We start from the raw sequence: 17,639 nt of genomic DNA, 5'->3' as shown, positions 1-17,639 counted from the left end.
GGCATCTGGCGTTGAATACCATGCCGCCAACGCGTCCACCTGCCTGTCAATCGAACACGCGTTTTGCAAGCAAAAACCCACGTCACTTGCCGTAAGTTATTTTCTATGCCCTCATTTAGGATCAAAAACGGCTGAAATATGCTTATTTTGCAGCAACCGTGAGAGTGCAGAGCGCCTTCTAAAAGAAAACGCGTTGGTGCCGATGGAGAGACTCGAACTCTCACGATATTGCTATCGGGGGATTTTGAATCCCCTGCGTCTACCATTCCGCCACATCGGCAACCGCGCTTGTCCTAATCCGCCAGTCCGGGCGCGTCAATCGCGATTTGATGCAAAGATGATGCGGGATACAGCCTATTGATCAGAACGCATGCTTGACGCATGGCCATACACATGGCCTAAGCAAACAAAACACACGGGCAAAGCATGTTACGCAGGCTATACGACTGGACAATTTCATTGGCACAATCCCCGCACGCCTTGTGGGCGCTTGCGATTGTGTCTTTTGTGGAATCTTCGTTTTTTCCGATCCCTCCCGATGTCTTGATGATCCCGATGATTATCGCCCGGCCTTCACGCGCCTTCGTGATTGCTGGGATTGCAACTTTAGCGTCCGTCGCGGGCGCGCTACTCGGCTATTACATCGGGGCTGCTTTGATGGAAACGGTCGGCCAGCCGATCCTTGAGATTTACGGCAAGGCAGACAGTTTTGAAGAAATGTCAGCCGTGTTCAACGAATATGGCGCCTGGGCTGTGGTTGTCGCTGGTGTTACTTTCCTGCCGTTCAAGGTAATCACGATTGCATCGGGGGTAACAGGATTGCCCCTGTCGGTGTTTATTGTCTCATCCATCTTTGCGCGCGCCCTGCGGTTTTTCCTTGTTGCAGCGCTTTTGTGGAAGTTCGGCGCACCTATCCGCGATTTCATCGAAAAGCGACTTGGGTTGATGTTCATTCTATTTTGCGTGCTGCTGATCGGCGGATTTGCTATGATTGGGTTGTTATGACCCGCAATCTAATGCTCTTGCTGTCTGCTGGTGGCTCTGCGGCCCTTCTGGCCGGGGCTTTCCTGTTTCAGGCTTTGGGCTATCCGCCCTGTGCGATGTGCCTTTGGCAACGCTGGCCGCATGCGGCGGCTATTGTGATTGGGCTTATTGCATTGAAAATACCCGGTCGGTTCATGCCTGCGCTGGGGGTCCTGGCCGCGGCAACGACCGCGGGCCTTGGCGTTTTTCACACCGGCGTGGAGCGCGGGTTTTGGGAAGGGCCAAGCACCTGCACCGGCAGTGGTACCCTGAATGGCTTGAGCGGCGCTGACCTGCTGGCCGTGACTGGGCCGCGCGTGGTGATGTGCGACCAGGTCAGTTGGGAATTGTTCACGCTCTCAATGGCCAGCTGGAACGCTATCGCGTCCTTCGGTCTGATGATCGGTTGGATCATCGCCGTGCGCCTTAGCGCCGGGTCGACAGCAACAGGTTCGTCTCGGACCGTGTGACGCCCTGCATCCGGCGGATGGTGAAAAGCACCTGATCAAAATGTTCAAGCGTATCTGTCCCGATTTCTGCAATCAGATCCCAAGTGCCATTGGTTGAATGAACCGCCTGCACCTGCGGCATCCGACGCAACGCCATCATGGTCTTTTCCGCCCCACGACCCGCGATTTCCAGCATCATCAGCCCGCGCACCGGATCAGGCCGCACGTCAGAGCGCGTCAGCACTGTGAACCCTGCGATCTCGCCCCCTTGCACAAGCCGATCAAGGCGCACCCGGACCGTGCTGCGTGTCACGCCAAGCTGGTCAGCGAGGTCGGATAGTGACGCGCGCCCATTGCGTTTGAGCGCCGCAATCAAGTGACCGTCCATATTGTCCATATGTATTGCTCGCTTCGGTTAATTCACGACCATTTTGCACAATTTGCCAGCTTAACCTACCCTCTGTTTTGCACAACACTCTGCCCATGACACAAAAACACTGCATACTTGTTGGCGCGCCTGTCGATTGCGGCAAACGTCGCCAGGGCTGCCTTATGGGGCCTGATGCCTATCGCACGGCGGGAATCGCCGAGGCGATTGCCAAACTGGGTCACACAGTTGAGGACCTTGGCAATCTTGCGCCCCGGAACGTGACCGTTGCGGCCCCGCGCAATGCGTTAGTCCATAAGCTGGCTGAGAATGTAGGCTGGGCGCAAACCCTGATGGAAGCCGCGCAAGAGACAGCGCAACGTGGGATGCCAATTTTTCTTGGCGGCGATCATGCATTGGCCGCCGGCACTGTCGCTGGTATGGCGGCCCATGCACAAGCGGAAGGCCGCCCCTTCTTTGCACTTTGGTTGGACGCGCATAGCGATATTCACACGCCTGACACCACCGACAGCGGCAATCTGCATGGTACGCCCGTGGGCTATGTGACCGGGCGCGCCGGTTTCGACGCCTACCCCGCACTGCCTGCCAAAGTGGAAACGCAAAACATCTGCATGATCGGCTTGCGCTCTGTAGATGCCGCAGAACATGCAATCCTGTCGGATGCGGATGTCATGCTGGTTGACATGCGCCGTATCGATGAAGAAGGTATCAGCACGCCACTGAAGGCTTTCCTTGAACGTGTGGAAGCCGTGAACGGCATGCTTCACGTCTCACTCGATGTGGATTTCCTTGACCCTTCTATCGCCCCTGCCGTTGGTACAACAGTCCCTGGCGGTGCAACCGTACGCGAAGGTCATTTGGTGATGGAGATCCTTTCAGACAGTGATTTGGTGACCTCGCTCGACCTTGTTGAACTCAACCCATTCCTTGATGACCGCGGCAAAACTGCGAACCTCATGGTCGATCTGACCGCCTCACTCCTTGGTCGCCGCGTGTTCGACCGCCCAACAAGGGATAAACAATGAGCCTGAAAGCATCCAAACTGGCCATGGTGCCATTCGTCAGCGTCGATAACATGATGCGGCTCGTGCATCACGTGGGGATCGAGACGTTTCTGGCTGATCTGGCGCGGGAAATCGAGGCGGATTTCGCGCGCTGGGACTTGTTCGACAAGACACCGCGCCTTGGTAGCCATTCCGATGTGGGGGTCATTGAACTGATGCCGACCTCTGACGGTGAACTTTATGGGTTCAAATATGTCAACGGTCACCCCAAGAACATGAAAGAGGGCCTGCAAACGGTCACGGCCTTTGGCGTGCTGTCCGATGTGGACAGTGGTTATCCAGTGCTATTCTCGGAAATGACGATCCTCACGGCATTGCGCACCGGTGCCATGTCGGCGGTCGCGACCAAACACCTTGCCGCGCCAGATGCCAAGACAATGGCAATGATCGGCAATGGCGCGCAATCTGAATTCCAGTGTCTGGCGATCAAGGCCGTCTGCGGGATCGAGACTATCCGCCTTTACGATATCGACAATGCCGCGACCGAGAAATGCATGAAAAACCTTGCAGGTTTGGGCTTTCAGATTACTCCCTGCAGCACACCGGAAGAGGCCATTGAAGGCGCTGATGTGATCACCGTGGCCACAGCCGACAAAGACATGCAGACAATCCTGACCGACAACATGGTTGGCGCGGGCGTCCATATCAATGCGATTGGTGGCGATTGTCCGGGAAAGACGGAACTGCACCGCGATATCGTAGCGCGGTCGTCCATTTTCGTGGAATACCCGCCGCAAACGCGGGTCGAGGGCGAAATTCAGCAGATGGCGGACGATCATCCGGTTACAGAACTCTGGCAGGTCATCACCAGTGCACAGGCGGGACGGCAATCGGCCGGCGAAGTCACACTGTTTGACGGTGTCGGCTTTGCGATCGAAGACTTCAGTGCCCTGCGTTACGTACACCAGAAGATTAAGGAAACGCCTTTCTATATTGATCTTGATCTCATCGCAGACCCTGATGATCCACGCGATCTATTTGGGATGATCAAGCGGGCCCGTTAGCGGGCGTGTGCAGATACACACGTAACCGTTTGCCAAAGCAGGCGGTTGGGTTATTTTGCAGTGTGGAAGATAAAGGTGCCTTATGCAAAAAAAACTGATAATAATTTTGGCTTTACTGATCCTTGCAGCCTGCAACGCTCCCACGCGTGACATTCCTTTGATTCCGCAGCCGACAGCCGGTCAGTTTTAGATCATTCCGCGCCTGCAACGTAGAACATCACTTTCCTGTTTATAAACAATACGTTAAATTACGACGTAGCAAACATTGCAAAGGCAAGTGGATCCGTCGTTGCGCCCTATATCAAGTGTCTGATAGGGTGCTTACAACCAGATATAGCAGTTAAAAATCCAACAGGCGGATCACGTGAGCGACACCCCAGAAACACCTGAAAACGAAGAAGAAATGCCGCCAATGCGCCCCGCGTATGACGGCCCTTCCGTTACCATCGAACACGAACTGAGAACCAGTTACCTTGATTACGCGATGAGCGTGATCGTATCGCGCGCCATTCCGGATCTCCGCGATGGCCTGAAACCTGTCCACCGTCGCATCATCTATTCGATGTATGAAAAAGGTATTACGTCCGACAAATCCTATCGCAAATCCGCGAAATCCGTAGGCGATGTCATGGGCTCTTATCACCCGCATGGTGACGGCGCGATTTACGACGCGCTGGTGCGGATGGCGCAGGATTTCTCCATGTCGTTGCCTCTGATTGACGGGCAAGGCAACTTTGGCTCCATGGATGGCGATGGTGCTGCGGCGATGCGCTATACCGAGTCGCGCCTTGATAAGGTTGCAGCCTACATGACCAACGATTTGTCGAAAGACACCGTTGATTTCATGGACAATTACGATGGCAAAGAACGCGAACCATCGGTTCTGCCATCCCGCTTTCCGAACATGCTGGTGAATGGCGCTGGCGGTATCGCCGTCGGTATGGCGACCAATATTCCGCCGCACAACTTGGGCGAAGTGATTGATGCCACGTTGGCTCTGATCGACAGCCCCGATATGTCGATTGAAGAGTTGATCGAATATATCCCTGCCCCTGATTTCCCGACAGGCGGGATCATTCTGGGCCGCTCTGGCGCGCGTAAGGCTTATCTTGAAGGTCGCGGTTCCGTGATTGTACGCGCCAAGACCACCGTCGAAGAACTGCGCAAGGATCGCTATGCCATCGTCATAAATGAGATCCCCTATCAAGTGAACAAGGCCGCGATGATCGACAAAATCGCGGAAGCCGCACGCGACAAGAAGATCGAAGGTATCGCCCACGTCCAGGACGAATCCGACCGTAACGGTGTGCGCGTGGTGGTCGAATTGAAACGCGATGCGACTGCTGAGGTCGTGCTGAACCAGCTTTTCCGCTTCACCCCGATGCAAACCTACTTTGGCTGCAACATGCTGGCCCTGAACGGGGGCAAGCCAGAGCAATTGACGCTTTACGCTTTCCTCAATTCTTTCATCACATTCCGCGAAGAGGTGGTTGCCCGCCGCACTGCGTTTGAGTTGCGCAAAGCACGCGAACGCAGCCATATCCTGTGTGGTCTGGCCGTCGCCGTCACCAATATCGACGAAGTTGTTGCGACCATCCGCTCCTCTGCCGATGCATCAGAGGCCCGCGAAAGCCTGATGGCACGGCGTTGGCCTGCGGCGGAAATCCTAGAGTATATCAAGCTGATTGATGACCCGACCCATACCGCAAATGAGGATGGCACCTATAACCTGTCTGAAACGCAAGCCCGTGCAATTTTGGAACTGCGCCTCCAGCGTCTGACCCAAATTGGCGTGAAAGAAGTCACCGACGAACTTCAAGAATTAGCCGGTAAGATACGGGAATACCTTGAAATTCTAGGATCTCGCGAGCGGATCATGCAGATCATCCGCGATGAGTTGCATGAAGTGCGCGAGCTTTTTGCCGTGCCACGCCGTACCGAAATCGTTGACTGGTCCGGCGACATGGAAGACGAGGACCTGATCGAAAAAGAGGACATGGTCGTGACCGTAACCTCCGGCGGCTACATCAAGCGTACTGCACTGGCCGATTTCCGTGCGCAGCGCCGTGGTGGCAAGGGGCTGTCGTCAATGGCGACGAAAGAAGAGGACGTGGTCACCACCCTCTTTGTCGCCAACACCCATACGCAGCTGCTGTTCTTCACGACGGACGGCATGGTCTATAAGCTGAAAACATGGCGCCTGCCGTTGGGCAGCCGGACGGCCAAGGGCAAGGCGATTGTGAACATCCTGCCCATCCCGCAGGGTGTTTCGATTGCAGCAATCATGCCGGTCGACCGACCCGAGGAAGAATGGGACGACCTGCAAGTTGTCTTCGCAACATCCGCTGGGACCGTGCGTCGCAATAAGCTGTCGGATTTCACCAACGTCATGCGCAACGGCAAGATCGCGATGAAATTCGAAGATGAACATGCCGAGACGACACTGATCAACGCGCGCATCGCATCGAACGATGACGATGTGATGCTGGTCACCGATAGTGGCCGCGCTATCCGTTTCCCTGCCACCGATGTACGTGTGTTCAACTCGCGCAGCTCAGTCGGTGTGCGTGGCATCAAACTGCAAGGCGACGACAAGGTCGTGTCCATGTCAATTATCCGCCACTTCAAGGCGGAGGCGGAAGAACGCGCGGCGTATCTGAAAATGCGCCGTGCGATGGCTGGTTTGGCTGATGACGCAGAGGTTGATGACGAGGAAGAGGCAGTGGCTGGTGCCATCAGTCAGGAACGTTACGCCGAAATGTCGGCCGTTGAAAACCTGATCCTGACGATTACCGCGCAAGGGTCTGGCAAGTTATCGTCCAGCCATGACTACCCCGTGCGCGGGCGCGGCGGTATGGGTGTTGCCGCCATGGACAAGGCAATGCGCGGCGGGCCGTTGGTGTCATCATTCCCGGTTGAGCTGTCCGATCAAATTATGCTCGTGACTTCAACGGGGCAGTCGATCCGCGTACCGATTGAGGGCATCTCTTTCCGTTCACGCGGTGCAGGTGGTGTGAAAGTCTTTGACACCGGCAAGGGTGAAACGGTGGTGAGCGTGGCTTGGATCGCCGATCAGGGTGATGATGAGGATGGCCCGGCGGAAGCTGAATAAGCCTGGGCCCAAACGTCACTTCGCGTTTTCAGACAATAATTTGGATGTGTCCAATCTGCGACAGCGCAACTTTTTAGTGTGCCGTGCATTGCTGCGTCGCAGCACGTCAACTACCATATATTTAATTAATTATCTTAAGGGTTAGTCTTATGAAAACACAACTTTTGGCAATTGCCGCCCTATCTGCAGCCGCAGCAACACCAGCCACAGCGCAACAGATCAACGGCGCAACCATCTCTGCTGCGTTTCAAAGCATCGAAGGTGACTTCACCGGTGATTTTGACGCTACAAGCTTTGCTGCCGGTCTGGATTTCGGCATTACGCCCAGCTTTGCGATCGGCGGTAGCATCGAAAACATCTCGTTCGACGAGTTTGATGACGATATCTTCGTAGCGACTGCACGTGGAATGTATACAACTCCGGCAGGCAGTGCTTTTGGTGCTTACTATTCTATTGATGAGACCGGAGACTTTGAAACAACTCTTTACGGTGTCGAAGGTGCATTCAAATCCGCAACAACCTCATTTGAAGCCTACTGGGGCGTGGCAGACAGTGATGTCTTTGGAGATCTCGATGTGCTGAGCGCGGGAGGTTTTTCGTTTGAATTTGCTGTTGGCGCGGGTGTTTCTTTGGGATTGGATTACCAGGCCTATAAAGTCGAAGACTTTTTGACAGAGATCAACACGGGGGAAATTACTGACGCGACTATCGGGGATATAGCGTTGACAGCGCGTTATAGCTTTATCGAAGGTGCATCAGTTTATGCCAAGGCTGGGCGCATTAGCGCGTCGGGTGACAGCGATGAAGAGTTTACCCGCATCCTGAGCGTTGATGACAGCGAATATATTACAATCGGTGCTCAGTACGACTTTGAAGGTGGTGCGCTTTTCGATGCACGTACCTTGGCCAGCTACGGTGGCTAAAAACACCCTTTAACAAGCAATATATAAGGCCCGCGACATTTCGCGGGCCTTTTCTTTTGGCTGACCGCAGACTAAGTCAGCGCCATGATACAGACACTTAATATCATCGGCGGCGGCATGGCCGGATCAGAGGCGGCATGGCAAGCGGCTAACGCTGGTATACAGGTCGTCATCCACGAAATGCGCCCCAAGGTGGAAACCTTCGCCCACCGCACTGGCAATCTGGGCGAGATGGTGTGTTCCAACTCCTTCCGCTCTGATGATCATGAACAGAACGCCGTGGGCCTTTTGCATTGGGAGATGATGCAAGCCAATGGTTTGATCATGCAAACCGCCTATCAGCACAGGCTGCCTGCCGGCGGTGCTTTAGCGGTGGATCGTGACCCGTTTGCCGAAAGCGTGACGGCAGCGTTGAAAGCGCATCCCAATATTTCCGTTTCATATGAGGAAATCACCGCACTGCCAGACGATGACAATTGGATCATTGCGACCGGCCCGCTGACCTCTGGCGCTTTGGCCGAGGCTATTGCGGCTGAAACCGGCGCCGAGGCGCTTGCCTTTTTCGATGCCATTGCCCCCATCGTCTATCACGACAGCATTAATATGGATGTGGCATGGATGCAGTCGCGCTATGACAAAGGTGAGACCGAAGAAGAACGCACGGCCTACCTCAATTGCCCGATGACCAAAGACCAGTATGAGGCGTTTATCGACGCGCTCTTGATGGCAGAGAAAACAGAGTTCAAAGAAGGCGAAACAGCCGGTTATTTCGATGGGTGCCTGCCTATCGAGGTCATGGCCGAACGTGGTCGCGAGACCCTGCGCTTTGGCCCGATGAAGCCCGTTGGGCTGACCAATGCGAACGATCCCGAAAACAAACCCTATGCCGTGGTCCAACTGCGACGGGATAACGCATTGGGGACGCTCTATAATATCGTGGGCTTTCAAACCAAGATGAAGTATGGCGCGCAGAAGGCTGTTTTCAAAACAATTCCGGGCCTTGAGAATGCGGAGTTCGCGCGTCTTGGTGGTATCCACCGCAATACATTCATCAATTCGCCCACGTTGCTTGATGCGCAAATGCGCTTGCGCAGCCGCCCCAATATTCGCTTTGCGGGGCAGATCACTGGCGTCGAAGGCTATGTCGAAAGCGCTGCCATGGGCCTGCTTGCGGGCCGCATGGCCGTTGCCGAAATAACCGGACAGGCGCTGCCCTCTGTCCCGAACACCACGGCGATGGGTGCGCTTGTGACACATATCACTGGCGGGGCCGAGGCAAAGACGTTCCAGCCTATGAATGTGAATTTCGGCCTGTTTCCCGCGTTGGATGGGGTCAAAGGGGGCCGCCGCAATCGCAAAGACCGCTATAAAGCCTATACGGATCGGGCCAAGGCCGATTGGCAGGCGTGGTTGGGGCAGACGGCACTGGACGCGGCCTGACCGCTGCTTCTAAACTGGCCCCATGACTAAGAAAAAAGACGTCCTGCGCCCTGCCCTTTGGACCCGGCGTCCCGTGCAAGAAACCATCGCCGTCTATGCCGATTGGGCCGATAGCTATGATGAAGATGTTGCGGCGCGTGGATACCGGACGCCAGATCGGCTTGCCTCTGCTCTTGCCGCATACGCATCGCGGGATCTGCCTGTTCTTGACTTCGGCTGCGGGACCGGGATCGGGGGTGCCGCTTTGCGCCGCGCCGGGTTTGAAGCAATCGATGGCACTGATATCACGGCCCAAATGCTGGAAAAGGCTGCCGCAAGCGGCATCTACCGCGAAACATGGCACAGTAGCCCCGATGATATGGGCTTTGCTGCGGGTAAATATCCTATTATCGTCGCACTTGGCGTCGTTAGCTTGGGCGCTGCTCCAGCAGACACGCTGGGCCCTCTTATCGGTAAGCTGAATGCGGGTGGGCTGTTAGCGCTATCGTTCAATGACCCCACATTGCAAGATCAGTCCTACGCCGAAGCGCTCGACACAGCAGTCAATGCTGGCCGCGTCACGGTGATTTTTCGTGAACATGGACCCCATCTGGATGACATCGGTATGGGCTCTGACGTGATCATCCTGCGCCGCTTGTGATCACCCGCTTTGCGCCTTCGCCCACCGGCCCCTTGCATCTAGGGCATGCTTATTCGGCGCTGACCGTGTGGAAGGTCGCGCGCGATTTGGGTGGTACCGCTTTGCTGCGGATTGAAGATACTGACAGCACGCGGGCGCGGCCCGTGCAGGAGGCAGGTATCTACGATGATCTTGTCTGGCTGGGCCTGGATTGGCCTGCTCCTGTGCGCCGTCAGTCGGACCATGTGGGTGATTATGATGCCGTGCTGGGGCGGTTGGCACAGGCGGGGCTCACCTATCCTTGCGGCTGTACGCGCCGGCATATCATCAATGCAGGGGCGGTGCCGGGGGCTGATGGTATGGTCTATCCGGGCACATGCAGGGATCGCGACATGGCCAATGCAAAGCCCGGCGACGGCATACGGCTGAACATGCGCAAGGCCTTGGCGCAAGTTGATTGCCCGTTGGCTTATATTGAGATTGGTGCAAGCACGGCACAGACCACACAGATCACCCATAAAAAACTGACCGATGACATCGGCGACCCGATCTTGCGCCGTAAAGACACCCGTGATCCGGCTTATCACCTTGCCTGTGTCCATGACGACGCGCTGCAGGGTATTACCCATGTTGTGCGCGGCACTGATTTGCAGGATCTGACACCTTTGCATGTTTTGCTACAACGGCTGTTGGGTTACGATACGCCGCTTTATTACCATCACAGGCTGATTACGGATGAGAGCGGTAAGCGACTGGCAAAGATAGATAAATCAAAGGCACTTGCGAAATACCGTGCGGAAGGTCTCACGCCCCAAGATATCAAACATATGATTAGCTTCACCGATTAGATGTCGCGCATCGGGGCCATGATCTCCAGCTCTTTGCCGTCCTCCACTTGCGTATAAAAACATGTCCGCCGCCCGGTGTGACATGCAGCACCCGTCTGGTTCACGGTCACAAGCAGGCAATCACGGTCACAATCGACGCGGAAATCAACCAGCTCTTGCGTATGCCCGCTGGTGGCCCCTTTGATCCAGAATTCTTGCCGGGATCGCGACCAATAGGTGACCTTTCCGGTCGCCAGCGTCTGTTCCACCGCTTGCGCATTCATCCACGCCATCATCAACACCTCACCGGTCGTGGCATCCTGCGCAATCGCGGGGATCAGGCCTGCGTCATTATAGGTCAGCGTTGTGGGATCGAAGAGCATGTCAAAAACCTTTGCAAGTCGGGCAGTCGGGACTATCTAAAGAGGCACCGGGAAAAGGGCAACGCGATGTCAGCCGAAAACGATCTGATCAAACTCTACTCAGAGCGCATTCTCGCGCTCGCTGCTGATATGCCGCGCACCACGCGGTTGGACAATCCGATGACCACGGCCAAAAAACGCGCGCCGCTGTGCGGATCGACCGTAACAGTTGATGTCAATTTGGCTGATGGCGTGATCACGGATTACGGACAGGACGTGAGGGCCTGCGCCTTGGGTCAAGCTGCGGCGGCCATTGTTGGCGCGCATATCGTTGGGCTGACGGTGGAACAGGTGCAATCGGGGCGCGATGCGCTTTATGCAATGTTGAAGTCAGATGGGCCGGTGCCACCTGCCCCTTTTAGCGATCTGGAAGTTTTGCAACCGGCCAAGGATTACAAGAACCGCCACGCCTCGATCATGCTGGCGTTCGACGCCACACTTGACGCGTTGCATGCCCAACAGGCCAGCGCATAAAAAAACCGCCGCACATCCGGGAAGATGGCGGCGGCAGGTTTGAAACGTATCCAACCCGGTCCAGTGTTCCTTTGGGGAGAGGCAAAACCCCCACTTGGGACGTCAGACAGGCAGGTCATCGTGCATTGCATTCTTGGGACAGGGCAATGTGATAGACCGGGACGGTACGTTTCGGCAGGTCAGATCGGCCCGGGCAAAGCCAATCCGAAAACAAGCATGACCATCAAGGCGGCCACACCCAAAGCATCCATCACAATCGTGTCGCGTGAGCGTGCGATAACGGATTTGATTTCTTCTGCCATGATTGTGTTCCCTTAATGTTCTGTTAGCACTTTGTTCTCATATCACTCATGCGATGTAAAGAACTTTTATAGAACATTTGTGAACATTTCGGGTCGAATTGACTTAACCTACTGATATTAAAAGAATCGCCTTATCCTGCTCCATCAACCACAACAGTGTTCTGGCGGCCTTTCCCCGATCTGTTTCCAGCGTCGGGTCGTCATTCAGCAGCCGCCGCGCATCTGTTTGTGCCACGGCCATCTGACCCGCCTGTCGTTCCAGATCCGCAATCCGAAACCGCGGGATGCCAGATTGTGCCGTGCCAATTACATCACCTGCACCGCGCATGGCGAGGTCTTCTTCGGAAATGCGGAACCCATCCTCGGTCTCACGCAGAATTTCGAGCCTGCGGCGCCCTGTTTCACCCAATGGGGCCTGATAAATCAACAAGCAGGTCGATGCCGCCGCCCCACGCCCCACCCTGCCCCGTAATTGGTGCAGTTGGGCAAGCCCGAAACGATCCGCATGTTCGATCATCATGATAGAGGCATTTGGCACATTCACCCCCACCTCAATCACTGTGGTTGCGACCAGCACCTTGGTTTCGCCTGCCACAAAGCGCGCCATGGCTGCGTCTTTCTCTGCGGGTGGCATCTGTCCGTGGACCAGCCCGACGACGCCTTCGCCCATGACGGCGCGCAAACGCTTGAACCGTTCTTCGGCGGCCGTCATATCCACCACTTCGCTTTCTTCGACCAGTGGGCAAACCCAATAGGCTTGCCGCCCTTCGGTCACCGCATGGTGCAACTTCTCAACCACCTCATCCATGCGCGCAGATGATACCAACGCCGTCTGCACAGGCGTGCGTCCGGGTGGTTTTTCATCCAAAACAGACACATCCATATCGCCATATTGCGCCAGGGCGAGCGAGCGCGGGATGGGCGTTGCCGTCATGACAAGTACATCAACCGCCTGCCCTTTGGCACCCAATTCCATCCGTTGCGAGACACCGAACCGGTGCTGTTCATCAATCACGGCAAGCCGCAAGTCATTAAAGACGATATCTTTTTGGAAAACAGCATGGGTGCCGACAAGGATATTGATTCGCCCTTCGGCGAGTGCCGCCAATTTCGTGGTGCGCGCGGTGCCTTTGTCGCGCCCAGTCAGGATCTCCAACACAACACCGGCGCTTTCGGCCAACGGCTGTAGCCCGTCCAGATGCTGACGCGCCAAAATCTCGGTTGGGGCCATCATGACGCCCTGACCACCTGCCTCGACCACGCCCAAAAGTGCCATGAAAGCCACCAAGGTCTTGCCTGAGCCAACATCACCTTGCAGCAGGCGGTTCATGCGAAGAGGGGCGGCAAGATCGCCCGCAATCTCTGAAATCGCCCGCGTCTGGGCATTTGTCGGTTTATAAGGCAAGGCCGCCAGCACCTGATCCGAAAGCACCCGCGTCGGCACCGATGCGATCCCCTTGGTTCGGCGGGTCGCGGCACGAGCCAAAGCAAGGGTCAACTGATGTGCCAACAGTTCATCATACGCCAGACGTTCGCGTGCCGGGGCATGTGGTGACAGATCTGACGTGGCTTGCGGGTGATGGACGGCCTGCATCGCCGCGGTCCAACACGGCCAGTTTTCGCGGGCCTTCAAGGCGGGATCAATCCACTCAGCCAAATCGGGCATCAACCCCAAGGCAGAGCGCGTAGCTTTCCACATCGCTTTTTGCGTAATCCCGGCATGAAGCGGATACACCGGTTCGAACGCCGGGATATCCTCGGCCTCGGCCACCGGAAGTACGTGATCGGGATGCACGATCTGTGCGATCCCGTCGAAGATTTCTACCTTGCCTGATACCAGACGTCGCTGCCCGGTAGGCAACAGTTTTTGCAAGTAATCGCCGCGCGCGTGAAAAAACACCAGTTGGAAAGAGGTCTCGGCATCCTCAACATGCACCCGATATGGGCGGCCCCGCGTGCGTGGCGGATGATGCTCCCCAACCATCACCTCGACCGTCGCCACACTGGGGGCTACCACTTCGCGGATGCTGGCGCGGCGATGCCGGTCCACGCCCGACAGCGGGAGTGTCATCAGGATATCGAGGGGTTTGGCAATGCCCACCCCCTCAAGCGTCTGGGCCGATTTGGGGCCGATCCCGTCAAGCTTGGTCAACGCACCAAATAATGGAAACAGGATCTCCGGGCGCCCGCTCATGCGTCGCCGATCAAGGCAAGCCAGGCCTCCTCATCCATGGTTTCAATCCCCAGATCGGTCGCTTTCTTTGCCTTCGATCCGGCACCGGGGCCTGCGACCAGAATATCGGTCTTGGCGCTGACAGAACCGGATACTTTTGCGCCCAGGCCCTCAGCGCGTGCCTTAGCTTCGGCGCGCGTCATCCGCTCAAGACTGCCGGTGAACACCACGGTTTTGCCTGCCACCGGGCTGTCCGTCGCCCGCGCTGCGGCGTCCTGTACCTGCAAGGCGGCGATCAGGCGGTCGATCGATGCGCGCTCTGCCTCTTGCTGCATGGTTGTGACCAGCGATGTGGCCATGACCGCGCCAACGCCATCGATGCTGTTCAACTCTTCCCAAGCGTCACCCTCGCCCATCTGTGCGGTGGTCAAAGCATCCTCGAATGCATCCCATGATGTGTAGTGGTTGGCCAAAAGCGCCGCCGAGTTTTCGCCCACATGGCGGATACCCAGCGAAAAGATCACGCGGGCCAGCGGGATATTTCTTTTCTCGTCAATCGCATCAAACAAGTTGGCCGCACTCTTTTCGCCCCAACCTTCGCGATTCTTGAGTTGTTGCAGGCCCGTGCCAAAACGGTCGCGCAGCGTGAAGATATCGGCAGGTGTTGCGATCCAGCCATCCGCATAGAGCTGTTCAACCTGTTTTGCGCCCAACCCTTCAATGTCAAAAGCCGCGCGCGACACGAAATGCTTTAGCTTTTCAACGGCTTGCGCAGGGCAGATAATGCCGCCGGTGCACCTGCGTACGGCGTCCCCTTCCTCGCGGATCGCGTCAGAGCCGCATTCGGGGCATTGTTTTGGCATCTCATAGGGTGTTGCGTCATAAGGTCTGCGCGCCAAATCGACATCGCTGATTTTCGGGATCACATCGCCCGCGCGGTACACCTGTACCCAGTCACCCACACGAATATCGCGGCCTTCGCGAATGGGGGCGCCGTTCCCGTCACGCCCGGCAATATAGTCTTCATTGTGCAAGGTCGCATTCGACACCACAACACCGCCGACAGTGACCGGACGCAAGCGTGCCACGGGGGACAAGGCACCTGTCCGCCCGACCTGAATGTCGATGGCCTCCAATAGCGTCCACGCCAATTCTGCCGGGAATTTATGTGCGATGGCCCAACGTGGCGTGGTCGACCGAAAACCAAGGCGGCGTTGCAGTGCAAGATCATCCACCTTGTAGACGACACCATCAATATCATAGCCAAGCGCTGCGCGTTGTGCCTCAATATCTTTATAATGGGCGATCATCGCCATTGGGCCATCGCAGGTCTGGGTTAATGGGTTGGTCGCAAACCCCAGCGCCTTTAGGCGGGCGATGGCACCAGATTGTGTTTCCGCCAAAGGCGCTGAAACCTCGCCCCAGGCATAGGCAAAAAACCGCAGCGGCCGCGATTTGGTGATCTTAGCATCCAGCTGGCGCAAAGATCCTGCGGCTGCATTGCGCGGGTTTGCAAAAGCCTTGCCGCCATTTTCGATTTGCCGCTCGTTCAATGCAGCAAAATCATCATGGCTCATATAGACCTCGCCCCGCACTTCAAGAACATCGGGCGCGCCCGTGATCTGATGCGGAATATCCGCGATGGTCAGGGCATTTACAGTGACGTTTTCGCCGATTTCGCCGTCGCCTCGGGTTGCCGCTTGCACCAATGTGCCGTTCTCATACCGCAGTGACAGCGACAGCCCATCAATCTTTGGCTCTGCGGTATAGGCTAGCGGCGCATCCGGTGCAAAACCCAGATATTTGCGGATGCGCTGATCAAACTCGCCCACATCGTCATCATCAAAGGCGTTGCCCAAAGACAGCATCCGCACCGCGTGCTGCACCTTGCCAAAACCATCCACAACAGCCCCACCCACCACATCGCTGGGGCTATCTTTGCGTTTCAGGTCAGGAAATCGCGCCTCAATAGCCGTATTGCGCCGCTTGAGCGCATCATAAGCAGCATCGCTGATTTCTGGCGCATCATCGCGGTGATAGGCGGTGTTCGCTGCCGTCAGTTGCGCGGCCAACCATGCCAGTTCATCTTTCGCTTGGGACCGGGAAAGGTCGGCGACAGCTATGTCGCCAGTATCCGGACCCGGCACTGCGCTGTTCTCAACCATATTGGCACCCTGTATCCTGACAACCCACTCAAGCGGGATTTACGTCATAATTAGGCGGGTGGCACAATGGCGTCCAGCGTCGCGTTTCACTTTTACCAATCCAGCGGTTGGATCAATCAGGCGCCAATCGCGATGGGTTCTTGTACGGCACCCGGCTCCGGATCGCGCAGAACATACCCGCGGCCCCAAACCGTTTCGATATAGTTGTCGCCCATCGTTGCCTCGCTCAGCTTTTTGCGTAGCTTGCAGATGAACACATCGATAATCTTCAACTCAGGTTCATCCATGCCACCATAGAGATGGTTCAAGAACATCTCTTTCGTCAGGGTTGTGCCTTTGCGCAAGCTCAGAAGTTCGAGCATCTGATATTCTTTGCCTGTCAGATGCACTGTGCTGCCTTCAACCTCCACCGTTTTAGCGTCAAGATTTACTGCAATCTGACCGGTCTTGATAATTGATTGCGCATGTCCTTTAGACCTGCGGATAATCGCATGGATACGCGCCACGAGTTCTTCGCGGTGGAAGGGTTTTGTCAGATAGTCATCTGCGCCAAAACCAAAGCCTTTTAGCTTGCTTTCTGTCCCATCGTCCCCCGAAAGGATCAATATAGGCGTATCAATACGGCTGAGGCGCAGCTGGCGCAGCACCTCATGACCGTTCATGTCAGGCAGGTTGATGTCGAGCAGGATGAGGTCGTAGTCATACAGTTTCGCAAGATCGATCCCCTCTTCCCCCATATCAGTTGCATAGACGTTCAGGTTGGCATGGGTCAGCATCAGTTCGATGCTTTTGGATGTCGTCGGGTCGTCTTCAACAAGTAGGACTCGCATTACAATGCTCCGCTCTGAGTTCGGTGCGTTAACCTAACCGTGGAAAGGTTAATTACACGTTACCCCCAACGCACTTATGCAACTTACTACCTATGGTTGTCTATAGCGTTGTAAGGCTGTGGCTTTCAGCGCAACCTCACCGTGTTGATCGACCGCAGTCTCCCATTCCGAAAACTCTTCATCCGACAGCGCATAGCGTTCCAACGCCTCTTTGCGCAGGATCAACCCAGCGGTCACGGCCCGCACAACAGCAGCCTTGCGCGAGGCCACCCAGCGCCGCGTCTTTTCGCTGGGCAGGTCCGCCCGCGTCATGATTGTTCCATCTGGCAAGGTCACCGATCTTGGTCCTTCGACTTTTCGTAAGTACATCTTTGCACCCCTTTCTTTCACTCCGAGGGTAAATATGGGGTGAAGGACTTAATGT

The 17,639-nt window shown here is 56.0% G+C and carries 17 protein-coding genes and 1 tRNA gene; 10 read left to right on the top strand and 8 right to left on the bottom strand.

Annotation, left to right across the window (positions count from 1 at the left end; all coding sequences use genetic code 11):
* Positions 1 to 194: 194 nt before the first annotated feature.
* Positions 195 to 280, bottom strand: a tRNA-Leu gene (locus BC777_RS03250).
* Between the two features lie 146 nt (positions 281 to 426).
* On the opposite strand from BC777_RS03250, the gene BC777_RS03245 reads away from it, so the two are divergent.
* Together BC777_RS03245 and BC777_RS03240 are read left to right on the top strand one after the other, a co-directional pair.
* Positions 427 to 1,005: a YqaA family protein gene (locus BC777_RS03245; RefSeq protein ID WP_100366713.1), complete on the top strand. Its 579-nt coding sequence runs from the start codon at positions 427 to 429 to the stop codon at positions 1,003 to 1,005.
* On the top strand, positions 1,002 to 1,493 hold the full coding sequence (locus BC777_RS03240; protein WP_100366712.1) for a disulfide bond formation protein B: 492 nt from the start codon (positions 1,002 to 1,004) through the stop codon (positions 1,491 to 1,493). The genes BC777_RS03245 and BC777_RS03240 overlap by 4 nt, the downstream gene beginning before the upstream one ends.
* Here the strand turns inward: BC777_RS03240 and BC777_RS03235 are convergent.
* Positions 1,450 to 1,869 carry an Lrp/AsnC family transcriptional regulator gene (locus tag BC777_RS03235; protein ID WP_100366711.1) on the bottom strand — a complete coding sequence of 140 codons (420 nt, stop codon included), beginning with the start codon at positions 1,867 to 1,869 and terminating at the stop codon, positions 1,450 to 1,452. The genes BC777_RS03240 and BC777_RS03235 overlap by 44 nt on opposite strands.
* 86 nt (positions 1,870 to 1,955) lie before the next feature.
* On the opposite strand from BC777_RS03235, the gene rocF reads away from it, so the two are divergent.
* The 7 genes from rocF (at position 1,956) to gluQRS (ending at position 10,870) form a co-directional block, all read left to right on the top strand.
* Entirely contained in the window at positions 1,956 to 2,885 is a 930-nt protein-coding gene (gene rocF / locus BC777_RS03230) for an arginase (RefSeq protein ID WP_100366710.1), read from the top strand.
* Entirely contained in the window at positions 2,882 to 3,928 is a 1,047-nt protein-coding gene (ocd, locus tag BC777_RS03225; protein ID WP_100366709.1) for an ornithine cyclodeaminase, read from the top strand. Before rocF ends, ocd begins: the two co-directional genes overlap by 4 nt.
* 364 nt (positions 3,929 to 4,292) lie before the next feature.
* Positions 4,293 to 7,040, top strand: a complete 2,748-nt coding sequence (gyrA, locus tag BC777_RS03220) for a DNA gyrase subunit A (RefSeq protein WP_100366708.1) — start codon at positions 4,293 to 4,295, stop codon at positions 7,038 to 7,040.
* Positions 7,041 to 7,189: 149 nt separating this feature from the next.
* Positions 7,190 to 7,963: a hypothetical protein gene (locus BC777_RS03215; protein WP_100366707.1), complete on the top strand. Its 774-nt coding sequence runs from the start codon at positions 7,190 to 7,192 to the stop codon at positions 7,961 to 7,963.
* Positions 7,964 to 8,047: 84 nt separating this feature from the next.
* The gene (trmFO, locus tag BC777_RS03210) at positions 8,048 to 9,403 is read left to right on the top strand and encodes a methylenetetrahydrofolate--tRNA-(uracil(54)-C(5))-methyltransferase (FADH(2)-oxidizing) TrmFO (protein ID WP_100366706.1); all 1,356 of its coding nucleotides are present in this window, start codon (positions 8,048 to 8,050) and stop codon (positions 9,401 to 9,403) included.
* A gap of 22 nt (positions 9,404 to 9,425) precedes the next feature.
* Positions 9,426 to 10,043 carry a class I SAM-dependent DNA methyltransferase gene (locus BC777_RS03205; RefSeq protein ID WP_100366705.1) on the top strand — a complete coding sequence of 206 codons (618 nt, stop codon included), beginning with the start codon at positions 9,426 to 9,428 and terminating at the stop codon, positions 10,041 to 10,043.
* Positions 10,040 to 10,870, top strand: a complete 831-nt coding sequence (gene gluQRS / locus BC777_RS03200) for a tRNA glutamyl-Q(34) synthetase GluQRS (protein WP_100366704.1) — start codon at positions 10,040 to 10,042, stop codon at positions 10,868 to 10,870. Before BC777_RS03205 ends, gluQRS begins: the two co-directional genes overlap by 4 nt.
* Here gluQRS and hisI read toward each other — a convergent pair.
* Complete coding sequence (gene hisI, locus BC777_RS03195) at positions 10,867 to 11,232, bottom strand: phosphoribosyl-AMP cyclohydrolase (RefSeq protein ID WP_100366703.1); 366 nt, start codon at positions 11,230 to 11,232, stop codon at positions 10,867 to 10,869. The genes gluQRS and hisI overlap by 4 nt on opposite strands.
* 66 nt (positions 11,233 to 11,298) lie before the next feature.
* Between hisI and BC777_RS03190 the strand changes: the two genes are divergently transcribed.
* Positions 11,299 to 11,745: an iron-sulfur cluster assembly scaffold protein gene (locus BC777_RS03190; protein ID WP_100366702.1), complete on the top strand. Its 447-nt coding sequence runs from the start codon at positions 11,299 to 11,301 to the stop codon at positions 11,743 to 11,745.
* A 179-nt stretch (positions 11,746 to 11,924) separates the two neighbouring features.
* Here the strand turns inward: BC777_RS03190 and BC777_RS19590 are convergent, their stop codons facing one another.
* The 5 genes from BC777_RS19590 to sciP all read right to left on the bottom strand — a co-directional run bounded on the left by BC777_RS19590 (position 11,925) and on the right by sciP (position 17,584).
* Entirely contained in the window at positions 11,925 to 12,047 is a 123-nt protein-coding gene (locus BC777_RS19590; protein WP_281251757.1) for a hypothetical protein, read from the bottom strand.
* A 103-nt stretch (positions 12,048 to 12,150) separates the two neighbouring features.
* Positions 12,151 to 14,241, bottom strand: a complete 2,091-nt coding sequence (recG, locus tag BC777_RS03185) for an ATP-dependent DNA helicase RecG (protein WP_100366701.1) — start codon at positions 14,239 to 14,241, stop codon at positions 12,151 to 12,153.
* On the bottom strand, positions 14,238 to 16,385 hold the full coding sequence (gene ligA / locus BC777_RS03180) for an NAD-dependent DNA ligase LigA (RefSeq protein WP_100366700.1): 2,148 nt from the start codon (positions 16,383 to 16,385) through the stop codon (positions 14,238 to 14,240). The genes recG and ligA overlap by 4 nt, the downstream gene beginning before the upstream one ends.
* A 116-nt stretch (positions 16,386 to 16,501) precedes the next feature.
* Positions 16,502 to 17,215, bottom strand: coding sequence for a response regulator transcription factor CtrA (gene ctrA, locus BC777_RS03175; protein ID WP_100366699.1), 714 nt, complete (start codon positions 17,213 to 17,215; stop codon positions 16,502 to 16,504).
* Positions 17,216 to 17,305: 90 nt separating this feature from the next.
* Entirely contained in the window at positions 17,306 to 17,584 is a 279-nt protein-coding gene (sciP, locus tag BC777_RS03170) for a CtrA inhibitor SciP (protein ID WP_100366698.1), read from the bottom strand.
* Positions 17,585 to 17,639 lie beyond the last annotated feature (55 nt).

The sequence above is a fragment of the Yoonia maricola genome (assembly GCF_002797915.1).
GTDB lineage: Bacteria > Pseudomonadota > Alphaproteobacteria > Rhodobacterales > Rhodobacteraceae > Yoonia > Yoonia maricola.
This window is presented reverse-complemented; position numbering and strand designations above follow the sequence as displayed.